We start from the raw sequence: 16,848 nt of genomic DNA on the forward strand, positions 1-16,848 counted from the left end.
AACTTGGAATGTCCAATGTTGTTTTCGGCCAGTAATTAAAAGACTTCCAAAAGACATGTAGTCGCAGAATCAATGTTTATAAGTGTTTGCCAAATTTGACTTTAGTAATTTCTTTCCGGAACATGGGTTAAAAATGAACACTCGTATGGTACTAAGGTCACAGGAAATTCATTGGAAGAGCATTTTCGGGGATTTGATTATGGCTGGGAAGGCGACATTCTCCGTCTGGTGCTTGCAGTGCTTTTTCGTGGAGGCGCCATTGAGGTAACCCATCAGGCTGTAAGGCACAGGGGATATAGTGACCCTGATGCACGATTACCGTTTATCAGCAATCGCGCATTCAAGTCAGCGACGTTTGCACCCCGCGAAACGCTTGATCTTAAAATGCGTGCAGATGCAGCAAAGCACTATGAGGAAATAACCGGAAATGAAGTAAACATCGAAGAAGAAGCAATCGCATCCGCATTTAAGGAGTTAGCAAAAGATGACAAAGAAATACTCCTGCCGCTTCAGGTTCAGGTCAGTGCTCTTGGGCTTCCGGTTAAAGATACACTGAGCGAATTCAGGCAGACTATAGACAGTGTATTGAACAGTGACATTGACGACTGCGTAAAGATACTTGCCGGGGAGGGCATGTCCTACAAGGAATTAAGAGAGAAAATACGCCGTCTTGCAGATGTCATGTCTGATGAAGATATGAAAAACGTCCAAAATGCCAAAGCTGCTCTCTCCACAATAATACCAATGTTGGAAAAATTGGGACTGGATGGTGAAGTTTATGAGAAGGCAGAAGCGCTTAGAATTGCACTCAATTCGGAAAACTTCTATGATAAACTTGAAGCTATCAGATTAAATACGCAGGGGATCTATGCAGTATACATAAAAGCTTATAGCGAGAAGCATGATCATCGCAAAGAAAGGGTTGAAAAGGCAATCGAATCTGTCAAAGGGCATGTTAATTTTGCTCTCCTGAGTGAGGAAGAGCAAAATATATTGTTGGCACCCTTTATCGAACGTTGTTGCGAGAAAGCGATGCTCAAAGATACCTGCGCTTGTGAAAAATGCAGGGCAACAATTGATCAGATGGATTCTGACCTGCTTGCAATTCAGGGTATGAAGGATAATGCTGCCCGACAGATAGAGAAACTTACCGATTCTGGCAAAATCGAATATCTGCGGGCGTCCGAAATTATATCAGGATATATTGAGAAAGAAGAAGACGTTGAAATTGCATTGCAAAAACTTAAGGAAAAGATGATGAAAATGCTGGCCGAAGGATACAAAATATCGTTCCAATAAAATGGAGGTAACGCCATGGGTAAGATTACCGATTACCTTCAAGAACTCATAACAAAGCAGGTGAAGGATTTCGGAATAGTGGTATGGTATGATCCGGAGAAACACTATCAGGGGATCGTTAAAACACTCAACACTGGTGCAAAACTGTTCAACTTTAACGATAGCTTCTTTGAACTCAAATACCAGTTAGAACCGATGCTTGATGGAATAACACCACCAAAAATACTGGTTTATGTCGCGAAAGAAAGGAGCGAGACTGACAACGCCCTTATAGAAATAGAGAAAGCCGGCTGTGTGCTTGAGCCGGGTCATCCGTCTATAAATCAGAATACCCGCCTTGAGGTTGTAGCACGTGCAGTGCTTAAGCCCATAATGCCAGATGCAGCAGAAAATATCTGCAAACAGATTGCATCCGGTAGTCTGACCTATGATGATGTAGAGGGTATCGCTGAACATGGAGCTGAGATTGGATCAGGAACGGTAAAATTGATCTTCGGAAGTATTGATCCGGTAGAGATTGCTTACCTATTTCTAACAAAACCGGAAATTGATGACAATATCGTCAAAAAAAACGCAATACAGGAACTTCAGGCAATTCTCAAAAACTCATTCGGCTTTGACACGACAGATAAGATTCCTGACAAGACCAGGGAAAGGTTCGTTCGGTATGTATTGCTAGGAGATTTAGTAAACAACATTGATGATGATGGCATTCCATCAGTAATATCACAAATGGACATTCCTTCACTGGAATCGCATAAGCAAAATACATCAAAACTTGCCCAGCGATGGCGAAGCGATATTGAGCATAAGGATTCTTATGTTGACGTGTCAAAGATGGTTGATCAGAAATGCAATGTTGCGGCATTCTCTATCCCACCTGAAAAGCTTGTCAAATCCCAGACATTTTTATCAACAGAAAGCAAGCTAATAGATTGGGCTTGTAAACTCATTTTAGAAAATGCTTTACTTCAAGCTACTCAATTAGTTGATGCGCAAAAAGATTCATTTTGGCCGCGTACCGAAGAAACGCTTATGTTGAAATGGAGTATCCTGGAGACCGTCGTTAGTATTTGTATCAAAACAGGGGATATAAAAAAAGAACTTAAAGGTAAAAAATATTTACCCAAAGACTTGATTAAGAATTATTGCAGAACTACTTTACCATGGTATGAGTTGGATAGGTTTCATCGTGAACTGGAACATAGATATGAGCGATATAATATAGATCTCTCGGACGAAAACAGCCCAATTGAAAAGGTCATTGCCAAAGCACGGCAATTTTATACAAACATGGCTGGTGATCTGGCAGAATTTTTACAGGATTCAGAATTCCCGGAATTTGGCTTTGGTTTTCAACTTCAACGCGATACTTTTAGCAGGGAAGTTAAGCCACTAGTTGGTAAGCATAAGATAGCATATATCTGGGTAGATGCACTGCGCTATGAAATGGCCGCGGAACTTGTATCGGGATTTGGGCCAGATTTTCACAGCGAATTGAAACCGGCTATCGCAACAATCCCAGGAATTACGGAAATGGGAATGGCATCCCTTCTCCCCGGTGCAGAAGAAAACTTTGCTATTCTGGAGAACAAAGGTAAATTGGCGGTTAGGTGCGGTGATACTATAATTACTACGCGGCAGGATAGAGTAAACTATCTGACAAAAAACTTAAAAGGACAAGTTGTTGAGGCAAAAATTGAGGCGCTTCAGAAACCACGTAAAAAACTTAAAGATCAGATTGCCGCAAGCAATTTTATATTGGTTACTTCACAGGAAATCGATGAGATATGTGAACGGGGGAATACAACGCTGGCACATCGAACCATGCAGGACATTTTAGAGCAGATTCGCAGAGCCATAGTGAATTTATCGGTACTGGGTGTTGATACCTTTATAGTTACTGCTGATCATGGTTATATATTTCTAGACGAAATCGAACCAAGCAATAAGATACAGAAACCAGGCGGAGAAGAACTCGCACTTCATCGTAGAGCATGGATTGGGAATGGCGGACAGGCAAGTAATGCGTATATACGTTTTAAAGAAAGCGATGTTGGACTCTCTGGCAATTACGATTTGGTATTCCCACGTAGAATCGCATGTTTTATGGTTAAAGGACCAGAGAATCCGTATTTCCATGGCGGAATATCGTTACAAGAGATGGTTGTTCCAATCATCAAAATCACTAAAACTGAAGTTGTACCGTTACCAACGGCGCCAGAAATCAAGATAATTTTGGAAAAAGCAAAAATCACGAACAGGCTTTTCTCTGTACAGCTTGTTTGGAAATCGCCTGCTAAACGGAAACTTCTGGGAACTTCGGAAACAAAGAAACGGGTACGAGTGGCGGTAAAATCTGGCAAGAATGATGTAGGTGAGGCAGTTCATGCAGTATATGGATACGAAGATGGAACAAAGGACATCATTTTGGAACAGAACAAACCAAACCTCGTGACAATAATGCTTACGGGAGAACCTGCTCAGAATGTTCTATATTTGGTTTTAGTGGATGCTGAAACATTGGTGGAACTTGCGCGGCTAGAAAATATAGTAGTCAACCTAATTATTTAGAGGGAATACACATGGCAATCCTTGACAAAAAAACAAATGAGTTTTTTGGAGGTAAAGTTGTTCGCAAAGACCTCGTAAGGAAGGTGAAGGTTGGCGCGAATGTGCCTGTCTATGTGCTTGAGTTTTTGCTGGGAAAATACTGCGCAACAGACGACACACAGGCAATTGAGTCAGGGCTACGCCTGGTTAATAATACTCTGGCAAAAAACTTCATTAATCCAGATGAAGCTAATAAGGCACAATCATGGGTAAAAGAGAAGGGGAGCTACACCTTCATTGATAAGGTAAAAGTCCGGCTTCTCGCCAGCGAGGATAAATACTGGGCAGAGCTTGTGAATTTCAGCAATACTCAAATCCATATTCCAGATAACTTTGTAAAACAATATGAACGGCTTCTTGAAGGCGGTATCTGGGCACAGGTTGAAATGATTTATCGCTACGATGAGGAACAGAGGGGTAAAAGAAGTCCTTTCTGGATAACGAAAATTAATCCGATTCAGCTTGCTTCGTATGATCACAATGAGTATCTGGCTGGGCGTTCCGGGTTCACAACAGAAGAATGGATTGATCTTCTGATTCGTTCTATAGGCCTGGAACCAGCGGGAATGGACAAACGTATTAAGCGGCTCTACTTATCAAGACTCATCCCGATGGTCGAAACAAACTATAATTTTGTTGAATTAGGGCCACGAGGTACAGGGAAGTCCTTTGTATACAGAGAGACAACACCCTATGCCATTTTAATTAGTGGCGGAAAAACAACGGTAGCAAACATGTTTTACAACATGAGCACCAGAAAGGTTGGGTTGGTAGGACTTTGGGATGTGGTTGCGTTTGATGAGGTAGGCGGGATTAACCTTGATGATAACTATGTCGTGGATATCATGAAGGATTATCTTGAATCTGGCTCTTTCAGTCGTGGCCGGGAAGAGATATCTGCAAAAGCAAGTGTTTGTATGTTAGGAAACATTAATCAGCCAGTTGACATTCTAGTCAAATCGAGCCATCTATTTCAACCATTTCCTGACGGACTCAAAGATCCGGCCTTAATAGATAGATTGCATTTCTATCTTCCAGGGTGGGAAATAGCAAAGATGTCCGCGGAGATGTTCACTGATCACTATGGCTTTGTGGTTGATTACCTCGCTGAAGCGTTCAGAGAACTCCGCAAGGCGAATTTCACAGAATCCGTTGATAAATACTTCGCTCTGGGAACCCACCTTAATGCCAGAGATTCCAAAGCTGTACGAAAGACAGTATCAGGCTTTCTTAAACTGCTACACCCTAACGGGGAATTCATTAAAGAAGAATTAGAAGAGTACCTGAAAATTGCATTGGAATGCAGGCGTCGGGTAAAAGAGCAATTGAAGAAAATGCTCTCTTATGAGTATAGCCATACCAGCTTTTCATATATCGATCAGGAGATACGGGAAGAGCGGTTTGTCGGTGTTCCAGAAGAAGGGGGACGTGATCTTATCTCCACAGATCCGTTACCACCGGGAAGCGCATATACGACATTTGTCGGCACTGATGGTAGAGCAGCACTCTATCGAATAGAGGTAGGTATATCGGCCGGTACGGGAAAGCTAAAAAGTTCAGGAGGACTGAGCAAGTCGATGAAAGACTCCCTATCAAGGGCTTTTGATTATCTTAAAAGCCATAAAGTTGAGTTCGGAATTGGAAGAGATATAGATACAACAGATTTTCATGTGGAAGGTGTAGACTTACTAAATACAAATATTGATTGTCAGATAGGCGTTGCCTTCTTTGTTGCAATGTATTCTGCCTTGAAAAAACGACCATTAAGGTCGGCAACATTGGTGCTCGGAGACTTAAGTATTCAGGGCAATATTAAGCCTTTACCGTCTTTGAATGAGCCACTGCAAGTAGGTATGGATAACGGAGCAAGAAGGGCTTGTATTCCCATAGAAAACAAACGCCACTTCTTTGATGTACCGGCGGATGTTGTAGAAAGAGTGGACCCGATATTTTATGGAGAACCTATGGTTGCTGCGCAGAAGGTTATGGATGATTAGCAGAAAGTATTCTTATCACGGATATAAAGAACGGTGTTTCTTCATGAATTGTCCTTCTAATTACACTTTTCTATTGCCATAACGAACTCAATGCGTAAAAAAGAAGAATTAAAATTATTGGCAAATAAATGTATTGCAATACTCATTAACAAATATCAGTTTAAAAAAGTCTTCCTTATAGGATCGCTTGTAGATGGTATTGTCCATGAAAGGTATGATATTGATTTGGTTGCCGAAGGGTTGCCTTCTGAGTTTTATATAAAAGCGCTGTCGGAATTGAACAACCTCCTGCCCCCCGGTGTCGAAATTAATCTTATTCCATTTGAAGATGCCTTTGAAAGTTTAAAGGGAAAAACAATAAAGGAAGGGGAACTTGTTTACGGATAGGGAACGACTGAAGAAGGACATTGAAATATAGTCAAACAAATAAGGTTTTCGAAAAATTTACACCTCCCAGTCCCCAGCTGTAAAGAGGGAATTAAGGGGCGTGCTTGTATAGTATGCTTAGTCAAATAAATCTGTTTTTTAGAAAGCCATTTTATTGCCAAATTCCTAAAATCATATTTGTTTGGCTATATAACTCTAAAATCTGCAAAAGGATCATACAAGAGATGGAAGAACTAATCCGTGAGTTACCTGAAAATCCCGGTTCTATTGAAACACGGGCTGCGGGAAGCATTCTTCATGATTTCTATTGTGGTATCGAAAAGATTTTTGAACGGATCGCTATTGCGGTTGACAAGAACTGGCCGGAAGGAGAAGGCTGGCATAAACAATTGCAAAGACATATGGCAATCCCTTATTAGGGAGTAAGAAGAGAGTGGCAAATTTCTGAAACCTTTGATTTTATTGGTCGGGGTGGCGGGATTTGAACCCACGACCTCTTGAACCCCATTTCTTTAAAGGTCATTTTTAGCATTTTTTATAACCAACTGGCTTTGTGTCTGTTACGACTGTAATTATTTATAACATAAAACCTTACAACATAGAAATTTTTCTGCTAGTTCCTTCTCATTCCTTTCGATTCCGCAGGGTTCGGTCACAATTTGGTCACAGTTCATTTATTTATTAAATTTACTGAAGCAGTTGCCCATGACATATATTTTGTGAAATGCCATCCAATTTCATTGTATGAATAATTCCTCCGACCTAATGTGTAATAACAATCATAAACTGTGCGATAGTAAAAATCTGAAAGAGGTGAATAGCTTTTAGCAAAAGTAGGTAAAAACTCAACAAAAGCACTATCTTTATTTGAATTTTTATATGGTTCAAAGTGCAACGACCCACCAAATTCGAATTTATTAGATTGTTTCTTTTCAGGGATACGTAAAATTTCTATCGAGAAATTTGTTAATAGATTTGAACGAGGATTTGTACGTAAGGATTTAAATACGTTTTTAATAGTATCTAATGTTTGTCTGCAACGATAAGCAATTAAACTATTAAGGATTGATTGCCAACCATAAATTGTTCCGTATCCTTCTATTTCCGATGCCAATTGCATTATTTTGATGCTATTTGTCCATGCTTTCTTAATATCACTTGATTTGAGATTCGTTTTAACTTCTATGCACGCAATTACTGAATGAAGCATGGTTAAAACGGATCCATCGGTGTTTTCAGAAAGCAATGGGTATCTTGAATCAAATATTATAATATCAATTTGTGGCGATAATATTCCTGATGGCGTGATAAAGTATCCAGTAGTAGCTTTTAATGTAAGAGGTAAGTAACGATTGAAAAATTGAATTAGTGGTAATTCGCCATTACTTCCGATCGTTTGTGAATTTGATGAGGAGGAAAGGGCACGATCTACAGACAAAAGGATTGCTTTTTCTTCTTGGTGCATAATTTGGTTTTTAGTGTTCGGAGAATGCTTAAAAGAACGTTTCATATTGAATTTTAATAATACATCTTTTGTAAAAACATTGAGAATAAATATAAAAGTTTAATGTATTGCCATTAAAAGAATAAAAAAATTTAAAACAATTTTTATATAGGCAGAAGTACATAATAAATCCAGATAATGAACATTTTATTAATTATCATAGTGTAATAGATATAGAAAATATTCACTATTCCTGTATTAAGATTCTGATTGTAATAAGAGTGAATCAAGGTCTTTGTCGGTATAAAGTTTATTGGTGAGTACAATTTGAATTGCTTTTGCCGTTAGATTAAATCCTTCCCTTAAAAGTAATACTTCCTTATCTATAGACTTTGATTGCACTATACCGCGATGAGCAGCCTTAGATCGCATTCCATAAATTTTAGTTAGTTTTTTTTTGAGATCGAGTCGTTCATCAAGTGTCTTACCCAATAAACGTGCACCTCTCATGGATATTCGATAAGTAATTTCTGTAGATTCGTCAGATTTTATCAATATTGATTCAAGAGCAATGCCCAAGTCAATAGCAGCATCTGCAAAGTCTTTGAACTCGGTCATTGCTGATCTTAACCGACTCATTGGTATAAAGAGCGAGTCCCTAAGATTTGGACTAAGATTTTCAAAAGACTCAAAGAGGGACTTTGCCAAAGAGCACTCATCATCGTTAAATTCAAGTCGAGGCCAGTATGAATCAATTTTTACCGAATGGTGAAGGTTTTTGCTATATGCCCCGGGAAAATCCAAAGGAACAAAGATCGCGTGACCAACCAATGCAGGTGGTTGTGGTCGAACAATGCCAAGAATCAACAAGGCGCGATAGGCTTTTTGCAGCGCATAAAAAAATTCATCTACCATGCCCATATAAATAGAAGGTCTATAATGCCCGCGTGGTCCCAAATGTACCGGATGCTCGAATTCAACAGTGATTGCGGCACTAATATGATGAACGTCAATCTCATGGTGCTCAATATTTTCGTCTTTAGATTGATTGAGAAATTCATTGGAAGAAAACTCACATAAGGTGACATTATTCCCAAGCTGAATTGTTTTTGGGAGTGATACTCTAGCCAATGCTAGCACTGCCGTAGCAAAAAAGGGTTCTCCGAGTAAAAGTCGTTGGATAGCAGAAATAGATTTGTTTGTATCTGTTTTCATCGAATGAATTACCAACCACTCACGTAAACGTTCAAAATTGAAAAAAATAATAATATCACCCACACAGAGACTGGCATCTTCGAATATCTTTAATTCTTTGCAATCCAAGATTGCCATGTCGAGTTCTTTAAAGAGACCTTCCTTGTTACAATCGAAATAAGCATCCCATAAATCGGTGGAATCATTAACTCTATTTGATATTGCCAAAGTGACCTCTTGGAGTATTTGCTTAATAGTTTCAAAATCAGTCATGGGTAAAAAAAAGACGAAGCAGGGTTTTAATTTTCTAAGTATTAATTAAGGAAAGTGGGGAATATTGCTATGCCTGCAACCATTCATTTATCTATACTTACCGTTGGTTAAGTAAAACGTGAGTAAAACTAAAATACCTTTCATATTAATTTTTATAAAGTCTTTATATCTTTTGTAAAAATTGACTATGTAATTTTTCTTACTGAAAGTTTTCCACGAATCCAGGCAGGGTTGCGCCTCATGTCCAAAATAGCTATAACACGAGCGATTTCTTTATCTATTTCATAGTAAATGGCAAACGGAAATCTCTTTGAAAGCATTCGATAAAAGCCAAAACGCTTACTATGCACTCCTGCATAAAGTTTGATAGATTCAAGATCAGAAATTAAACAAAGGGGGTATCCACTTGACTGTCATAAAAATTTCTTAATATATTGAGTATATATAACTTAACGGAAATAATTGAGCAATCAGCCTAAAGTACCTTAACTAATTATTTATCAAGTGGTTACAATTTGGATGGGACAGTCAAGTGGATGCTCCCCTTTAAACAATTAAAAAAATAATCACCTATCCCTTTCTCTTTTCTATCATAAAAAAGCCTTCCTTCTTCTAAATCCATTGCCGCTTCTTTTAAGACAAGCACTTTCTTTACATTCATTGACGTGTTTTTGTTTTTAATTCTTCAATAGAAATGAATTCTGCTTTGCCACTCTCAATTTTCTTTTTCCTTTTGTCAAGAATTTCTTCATGCCATGCAGGAGATTCGATTTCGTACTACTATCCATCAACTTCTTGTTTTTTATGCTCGTTTTTCAAAATGCATAACCGTAAGGCATTGATTAGATGAGGATTACGTAAAGTTTGGAGCATTGGGTTTTTTGTCATTTGAATTTGTTTCGTATTTCGATATTCGTATTTTGAATTTGGTTGCGGCCAAAGGCCGCGCCAAGTTCTTCATGGCACAAGGCATCCCATAATTCTTCCATCGCCTGTAAATGTTCAACGGTAGACATTTTTTTAATTTCAGGAATAATCATAATATCTCCTTATTTATTAAGGATCAAAATACGTTATTTTTACTATACGAATATTATTTTCATACAAAAAAGATGAGTATGAATCTCTCTTATTATTTTTATTGTGCTGTTACAATCTTTTTTAACGCTATTATGCTACCCAGAATAAAAAAGTTGTCAATGATTATATAACGGTAAATAGCAGAATGATTTAGCGTTTTGTTAAGTCCTCGTCATCTGTTTCTACTCTACTGGTTTTCACCCTTCATATTTTGCGTTTTGCGCTTGTTTGGCTCTGGCTATGCCGCTGAAGTCATTCTTCGTTATCAAAGATGATAGTAACGGTGTGTTCTGATGTCTTTTTTATGTATTCATCGGAAATATCTGTTGAAAGTGAGCGCAGTTCTGTTTTTGATGCGGTTAATGCTATAAACGGGTTGGGTATGACTCCGCCCAGCATGAGCAAATAAGAGATCATGAGCGGTATTGAAACCATCATCGATACCTTTACGAAGGGGAAACGTTTTTTAACAACAATCTCTTCTTCCTTTGTATCGAATTTATCCAATTCGATTTCTTTTTCATCCCAGAAGGCTTTGTAAAGTCTGAATTCTCCCTTTTTGCCTTTTAACGTAGTGGATTTTATAAATCGGATATATATTTCGGACTTATTTGTCAGCGAGTTGTATGTGTCTTCAGAAAGGTATATCTCTCCCGGATTGGATGCCGATTCAATTCTCGATGCAACATTTACCACGTCCCCGAAAATGTCATTTTCTTCCACTACGCCATCTCCGGTATGCAAACCCATGGTAACGAGAAGGAGGGTTTTGGGTTTCTTTTCTATATTGTACCTGTCAAAACCTATTTGCGCTTCGACTGCAGCGCGAAGCGCCTTCTGTGCATCTTCAAAATAAGACAACGTACCGTCTCCCATCGTCTTTACCAGTATGCCGTCATGTTTTTTGATAATAGGGAAAAGGACGTCATTGTGTTGTTTCATAATAGTACGGCTTGCGATATCACCTTCCGCATCCGCAATGGCAGTCGAACCTTTCAGGTCGGTAAACATTACCGTCATGCGTTTGGTAAATTTTTCCTTGAGGAGGCTTTCCAGATATTCCCTTTGTTCGATGAGTTTTTCTATGTCATTTGGCGTGGTATGGAGGTGTTTGGCTTTTTCGCCCATGTTTGGTATCGCTTCTTTTGCCTTTTCAACAAACTCTTCAATCATAGGATCTTCATTTTGTTCCACATACGCCAGAGCACTTTCTGCTTGCGCCTGAACTACCTCTCTGTCATTTTTTGTTTCTTCATGCGGAATTGTTTCGTCTTTCCCGATTTCTACTGTCTCCTTTTCACCTTTTTCCTCATCCGCCTTTGGGGTTTGTAATAAAGTGTCCATTATTTTATCGTGTATTCTTTCATGGTCACAATTTTCTTTCGGCTCCGGCGCCCTATTCCCCGAAGTACTATCTCCTTGTGCATCATTTGTTTCTAGAAAAGACATCTCTTCTACTCCCTGCGATAAAGTGTAAAAAATTATCTTTTGAAAAGGCTTTCTACTATACTGCTATTTTTTTTAACGGATATTCACCCCCGCCGAAACGCACAAGTTGCGGTTTCAGAGGGATCTTATTTCAATCGGCATTTTACTGATTTTATCATATAACTTGCTCATGTATCGTATGGGCCACCAATCATATAAAAATATTTGAATAGGACGCCACATGGCTACCCAGCCGCTAATGAGCAATCCTTCCTTAATAATTTGCGCCAGCATCCCATCTCCTATACGGTCAATAACCGCTCCAGTGCTGATACAAAAAAACAAAAACAAAATACCGATTAACAATGAAATACGTCCCTTTTTAAGTATAAAGCTCAACTCCTCGTTAGAAGTATTGAACCGGTAGTTAAAATAACTACGAATTGCATCCGGTATGAACGGTATCGCTTCTTCTCTGGAATTCTCAGGCAAATAAATAACTAATTTAAGCAGTGTATCGAGAGGAAATTCTCTAACGGAAGCAACAATATATTCTTCCGCGTCATCATCCATGTCTTTCTCTCTAAAGGGAGCGGGGTCAAACGTATTGAATAACTGACGTATATCTTTTAATTTTATCTCGATGAGATAGGAATTGTTTTCACGTTTATAGCGGGACTCTATATCTTTCATAGAAAGTTATCGTAATGAACAAACCCCTCCCTGCCCCTCCCAAGAGGGGACTTATAAAATTCCTCTCTTGCGGGGAGGGTTGAGAGGTGGATAAAAATGAATGCCGTTGAGTTTTCGTCTTTTAAAAACCCAGCCTAATTTGATAAACGTGTGGTATTCCTTGCAAACTCAACTAATAAATTAATTGCCTTACACTGGTTTTTTGCAAAACCATTTCCTCCCCATTTCCAGGGTGCGTCGTTTTCCAGATTATGTTTATCAGACACAATAAGCATGCCTATTGCAGGTATTTTGTGGAATCCGGCTACAGTTAGCAATGCGGAGGTTTCCATATCCACTCCAATAATGCCATTTTTTCTCCAGAAGAGTTCTTTGGCCTTTGTCTGTCTGAATACTGCGTCAGTGCTGACTGTTTTGCCATACATAACACTATTTTCCCCGGTTTGGCAAAGATAATCTTTCAACTCATCCAGCAGGTCTTTATCGGGTAATGCGTTTGTTTCTGCCGATGCATAATGGTAAGAGGTGCCTTCTTCTCTGATAATTTCTGTCGGAATTACAATATCGCCCACTTCCAGATTTTTTCCTATTCCGCCACACAATCCAAACACGAAAAGACATTTACACCCCAACGCTACCGCTATTTCAAAAGTACATACGGAGGCAGGAGCGCCAAATCCGCCTTGTATAAAAGAAACAGTATTTTTCCCTTCGACACTATATACATCAGGATGAGGAATAAAACCCGGCAGTGTAAAAACATTTTTCTTGGCTTTCAATCGCCTTTTTACATAAGGGATGCCAGCATTCGTTTCAAACATCACCAAACATTCGCCAATTTTTGCGGATTTTCGCAGGTCGGGTTGCCCGTTGCTTAAACAATCAACAGGTGAAATTATGCAACGTGAATGATCGTCTTTACCAAACCAATTTCCGGTAAAATTTCTTGTCATATTTACCCAATACAAAAATTATCGTATTTTCTGCCGTATTTTATTATGCCGCAGAACATTTTCTTTAAACAGGTATCGGGTATAATGTAACAGGAATTAACACATCTTCCAAAATAAAACTGTATACAATATTCTTCCATTAAAAAAAACAACTTGTCTATAGAAAAATAAGGCGATAGGATGAGATTATGCGCAACAAAGCCATCAGGGAATATCCTTGCCTTACCAATTCATTGCGTGATATTCTCTTGTCGGTTGTAAAAAGCAGTATAAGGCAAACTATACTGTGAGAGTTCACAAATAGGTATTTCCAGGACTAGATTTAACTTTTGTTGACATAAATAGTTATAGCATTTTTAAAATCACACTTTGTGGACCCCTTGAGTATATATGAACACTTAAGTAGAGCAAATCAATTACTATGGAAATATTGTCGATTGCCGCAATTCAAATGTGCTCTGTACATGACCGTAATAAGAACCTGAACACAGCACGTGTACTTATGGAAAAGGCAGTGCAAAAGGGTGCCAGGTTGATTGCGCTCCCTGAAAATTTTTCGTTTATCGGACAGGAAAGAGAAAACATAACATTCGCGGAAGAGAGAGAAACCGGGGAAATTGTTCATTTTCTCAAAAAATTTTCAATGAAACATAGTGTAGCGATTATTGGCGGGAGTGTTCCGCTCAGATCATCAAGCAAAGCAAAAGTTACGAACACCTGCCTGGTTTTTGATCAATCTGGTGTGATAATAGGGAGTTATGATAAAATTCATCTGTTTGATTTTCACCTTGATGACAAGACTGTTTACAGGGAATCTCATTATGTGAAACATGGGAAACATATTGAAACGGTAAAACTTTTCGGGCATATCATGGGGCTGTGTATTTGCTATGATTTACGTTTCCCGGAGCTTTTTCGCAAGCTGATGCTGCGTGGAATGGAAGTCTTGTTTGCGCCGTCCGCATTTACAATGGAAACAGGAAAGGATCATTGGGAAATTCTCTTGCGGGCGCGCGCCATCGAAAACCAGTGTTATGTGGTAGCGCCCGCCCAATACGGACGGCATAACGATGAGCGCATCAGTTACGGCAGAACGATGATCATTGACCCGTGGGGACGTATTATGGCGCAATGCCAGGACATGGAAGACGTTATTGTTTGCGAAATTGATTTTGCGTTTCTTGGCGAAGTGAGAAAACGTCTTCCCTGTTTAAAGCACATTCGCCGCAAACTATTTTTCTTAGGTGAGGCATGATAAAAGAGTCGGATAATTTAACATAAAAGTAGGGGCGAAGCATTTGCCCGTTTGGGTATAAACGCATTTATGACAATTTATAGAAAATGCTTCGCCCCCTACATTTGTTGGAATTTTTCAAAATACTAAATTGTTACGCAAATGGAGATTTTCAGGTGAAAATCCCTGCACGATCAAGATAAGGATATGAGGAAAATGTTATACTGATGAATACCCCCAAAAAAGCACAGATTGGCAGTGAGTATGACCTTTTTGTCTTTGCACAGAAGGAGAGTGAGGCATTAAAGGAACGTCTCTTTGAACTTTACCTGCTATACAGCCTCAGTAAAAATTTAAACGTTTCACTTCAGTTGAATGAACTTTTCCACAACACTATAAATGTCTTGAAGGAGTCCTTAAGGATTGAAGATTTCTGCTTTATGCTGATAGATGATGAATGTAATGAGTTGAAAATGTGGAAAGTGGATGACTGCAGCTTTGGGGAGGCGAAGGGTATAACGTTTAAAATAGGCGAAGGAATTTCCGGTCTCGTGGCCCAAACCGGTGAGTCTATATTGATTCCTGACACAGATAAAGACCCACGATTTCTTTTTTACAAGGGAAAGATACCAGATATCGGGTCTTTTATCTCCATACCATTAAAATTAAATAACGACAAAGTAATTGGAGTCTTGAACATTCACAAGAAGGAGAAGAATGCCTTCAGGGATACGGACAAAATGTTGTTTGTTGCTATAGCACATAATGTAGCAATTGCCATAGATAGGGCGCGTAATTATGAGCATGCGCAAAAGGTTGCCATGGTGGACGAATTGACTTCGCTATATACCAGAAGATACTTTCTCGAGAGCAGCCAGAGAGAATATCGCCAGGCGGAAAGGCGTGGAGAATTCTTTTCAATAATCATGGTGGATATCGATCATTTTAAATATTTTAATGACACTTACGGCCACTTGCTTGGCGATGAAGTGTTGAGAAAGCTGGCATCTGTTTTAAAACTGAACGCGAGACAGAGTGATGTTATTGCCCGGTACGGCGGTGAAGAGTTTATCATTTTACTGCCAGGAACAAATAAACCCGGGGCAGTCGCAAGCGCCGAAAAACTCAGGTCAGCAATAGAAAAGAAACTTGCTATAGAGGTAGGAGGAGGACACAAAGAGAAAGTGACAATAACGGCTGGCGTTGCCTGCTATCCTGAGGACGGGAATAACGTAGAAGAGGTAACTGCATCGGCAGACAGGTTTCTCTATTTGGGGAAAAAAAGCGGGCGCAACAAGATCGTTTCAGCAGCTACGGACGCAAAGGTTGCCATACCTGAAAAGAGGGTAGCAAGCAGGTACATGACCGCTTTAAAGATTGTAAGCGGATTGCATCAGCCCCAGTCCATTGAAATTGAAACGGATAGCAATTGGAAGATGTGTACAGTAAAGGATATAAGTAAAATGGGATTCCGGGGCGAAGTTGAATTTGCGGCCAAAATTGGTAATGTATATTCGGGCAAGGTGGTTCTGAATACCGATGACCATAAACCAGGCCAGTTTTCCATCCGCGTAGCGTTTGCAAAAAGAATGTGCCAAAACAGATATCAAATCGGGGCAGAGATTATAGACGGACGGGATAACTGGAAAAGGCTCTTTATCCAGACAACCCATTGAGTAGCCCTATTTCACTGTGTGCAAATGCTGGGAATAAGCGTTTTTACTTTGAATTTTAGCAACACCTTAGTTTTTTGAAAAAAAAATCTGCCTATAGGATGTATGATTTGTAGCGGCAAGGCATGCCTCATACGCATCAACCTAACTTGGCAGTAGTTGTAAAGGTTAGCATTTCAAGAAGCGGAATAATTTCTTTGGAAGGATTAAGTGATGTTCTTCGCGAGAAGTCTCCCGAGTCAGATATAACCCCGCAGGCATTGAGTAAAAAGATAAATAGCGATAAAGCAGTATCGTTTTTAGAGCGTACGTTTGAAGCAATATACAAAGAACAGGTATGTCCTAAATTAGAGAAGATACCTTTTGCGGTATTAGAGCAATTTTCGAATGTGTATCCTCCAGGATAGTACCCAAATAGCGCTCAATGAGCATTTGGCGGAAGAATTCAAAGGTGCGGGAGGCAGTGCGAGCAAATCATCCGTAAAGATAGATTTATTATATGAGGCGGTACATCATATATTGAAAGAAGTTTCTATTACGAAAGGCACCTATCCTGATCAGAAAAACGGAGCAAAGGTAT

At 39.3% G+C, this 16,848-nt stretch carries 14 protein-coding genes and 1 pseudogene; 8 read left to right on the forward strand and 7 right to left on the reverse strand.

The window, feature by feature from the left end:
* The first annotated feature begins 171 nt into the window (after positions 1 to 171).
* The 5 genes from QZT26_RS11210 to QZT26_RS11230 all read left to right on the forward strand — a co-directional run bounded on the left by QZT26_RS11210 (position 172) and on the right by QZT26_RS11230 (position 6,715).
* Positions 172 to 1,299 carry a hypothetical protein gene (locus tag QZT26_RS11210; protein WP_295102200.1) on the forward strand — a complete coding sequence of 376 codons (1,128 nt, stop codon included), beginning with the start codon at positions 172 to 174 and terminating at the stop codon, positions 1,297 to 1,299.
* A gap of 15 nt (positions 1,300 to 1,314) precedes the next feature.
* On the forward strand, positions 1,315 to 3,873 hold the full coding sequence (locus QZT26_RS11215; RefSeq protein WP_169703664.1) for a PglZ domain-containing protein: 2,559 nt from the start codon (positions 1,315 to 1,317) through the stop codon (positions 3,871 to 3,873).
* 11 nt (positions 3,874 to 3,884) lie between these two features.
* Positions 3,885 to 5,909, forward strand: coding sequence for a protease Lon-related BREX system protein BrxL (brxL, locus tag QZT26_RS11220; protein ID WP_099325975.1), 2,025 nt, complete (start codon positions 3,885 to 3,887; stop codon positions 5,907 to 5,909).
* Positions 5,910 to 5,999: 90 nt separating this feature from the next.
* Positions 6,000 to 6,296 carry a nucleotidyltransferase domain-containing protein gene (locus QZT26_RS11225; RefSeq protein WP_099325974.1) on the forward strand — a complete coding sequence of 99 codons (297 nt, stop codon included), beginning with the start codon at positions 6,000 to 6,002 and terminating at the stop codon, positions 6,294 to 6,296.
* Between the two features lie 224 nt (positions 6,297 to 6,520).
* On the forward strand, positions 6,521 to 6,715 hold the full coding sequence (locus QZT26_RS11230) for a hypothetical protein (RefSeq protein ID WP_099325972.1): 195 nt from the start codon (positions 6,521 to 6,523) through the stop codon (positions 6,713 to 6,715).
* 251 nt (positions 6,716 to 6,966) lie between these two features.
* Here QZT26_RS11230 and QZT26_RS11235 read toward each other — a convergent pair whose 3' ends face one another.
* The 7 genes from QZT26_RS11235 to QZT26_RS11265 form a co-directional block, all read right to left on the reverse strand.
* Positions 6,967 to 7,761 carry a DUF6602 domain-containing protein gene (locus QZT26_RS11235; RefSeq protein ID WP_197705214.1) on the reverse strand — a complete coding sequence of 265 codons (795 nt, stop codon included), beginning with the start codon at positions 7,759 to 7,761 and terminating at the stop codon, positions 6,967 to 6,969.
* A 237-nt stretch (positions 7,762 to 7,998) separates the two neighbouring features.
* A complete protein-coding gene (locus QZT26_RS11240; RefSeq protein ID WP_157820628.1) occupies positions 7,999 to 9,162 on the reverse strand; it encodes a HEPN domain-containing protein in 1,164 nt (387 codons plus the stop codon).
* 553 nt (positions 9,163 to 9,715) lie between these two features.
* Positions 9,716 to 9,868 (reverse strand): hypothetical protein, encoded by a 153-nt coding sequence (locus QZT26_RS11245; RefSeq protein WP_157820627.1) that lies wholly within the window; start codon positions 9,866 to 9,868, stop codon positions 9,716 to 9,718.
* Between the two features lie 223 nt (positions 9,869 to 10,091).
* On the reverse strand, positions 10,092 to 10,247 hold the full coding sequence (locus QZT26_RS11250) for a hypothetical protein (protein WP_157820626.1): 156 nt from the start codon (positions 10,245 to 10,247) through the stop codon (positions 10,092 to 10,094).
* A gap of 292 nt (positions 10,248 to 10,539) precedes the next feature.
* Positions 10,540 to 11,736 carry an adenylate/guanylate cyclase domain-containing protein gene (locus tag QZT26_RS11255; RefSeq protein ID WP_099325969.1) on the reverse strand — a complete coding sequence of 399 codons (1,197 nt, stop codon included), beginning with the start codon at positions 11,734 to 11,736 and terminating at the stop codon, positions 10,540 to 10,542.
* Between the two features lie 114 nt (positions 11,737 to 11,850).
* A complete protein-coding gene (locus QZT26_RS11260) occupies positions 11,851 to 12,408 on the reverse strand; it encodes a hypothetical protein (protein ID WP_099325968.1) in 558 nt (185 codons plus the stop codon).
* A 134-nt stretch (positions 12,409 to 12,542) separates the two neighbouring features.
* The gene (locus tag QZT26_RS11265) at positions 12,543 to 13,361 is read right to left on the reverse strand and encodes a nucleoside phosphorylase (RefSeq protein ID WP_099325967.1); all 819 of its coding nucleotides are present in this window, start codon (positions 13,359 to 13,361) and stop codon (positions 12,543 to 12,545) included.
* A gap of 421 nt (positions 13,362 to 13,782) precedes the next feature.
* Here QZT26_RS11265 and QZT26_RS11270 point away from each other — a divergent pair, with 421 nt between their 5' ends.
* The 3 genes and pseudogenes from QZT26_RS11270 to QZT26_RS11280 all read left to right on the forward strand — a co-directional run.
* Positions 13,783 to 14,616, forward strand: coding sequence for a carbon-nitrogen hydrolase family protein (locus QZT26_RS11270; protein ID WP_164995442.1), 834 nt, complete (start codon positions 13,783 to 13,785; stop codon positions 14,614 to 14,616).
* 206 nt (positions 14,617 to 14,822) lie between these two features.
* Positions 14,823 to 16,271 (forward strand): sensor domain-containing diguanylate cyclase, encoded by a 1,449-nt coding sequence (locus QZT26_RS11275; RefSeq protein ID WP_099325965.1) that lies wholly within the window; start codon positions 14,823 to 14,825, stop codon positions 16,269 to 16,271.
* 179 nt (positions 16,272 to 16,450) lie between these two features.
* Positions 16,451 to 16,848, forward strand: a pseudogene (locus QZT26_RS11280) (IS4 family transposase); the annotation flags it as partial.

The sequence above is a fragment of the uncultured Candidatus Kuenenia sp. genome, assembly GCF_900696675.1.
GTDB classification, from domain to species: Bacteria; Planctomycetota; Brocadiia; order Brocadiales; family Brocadiaceae; genus Kuenenia; species Kuenenia stuttgartiensis_A.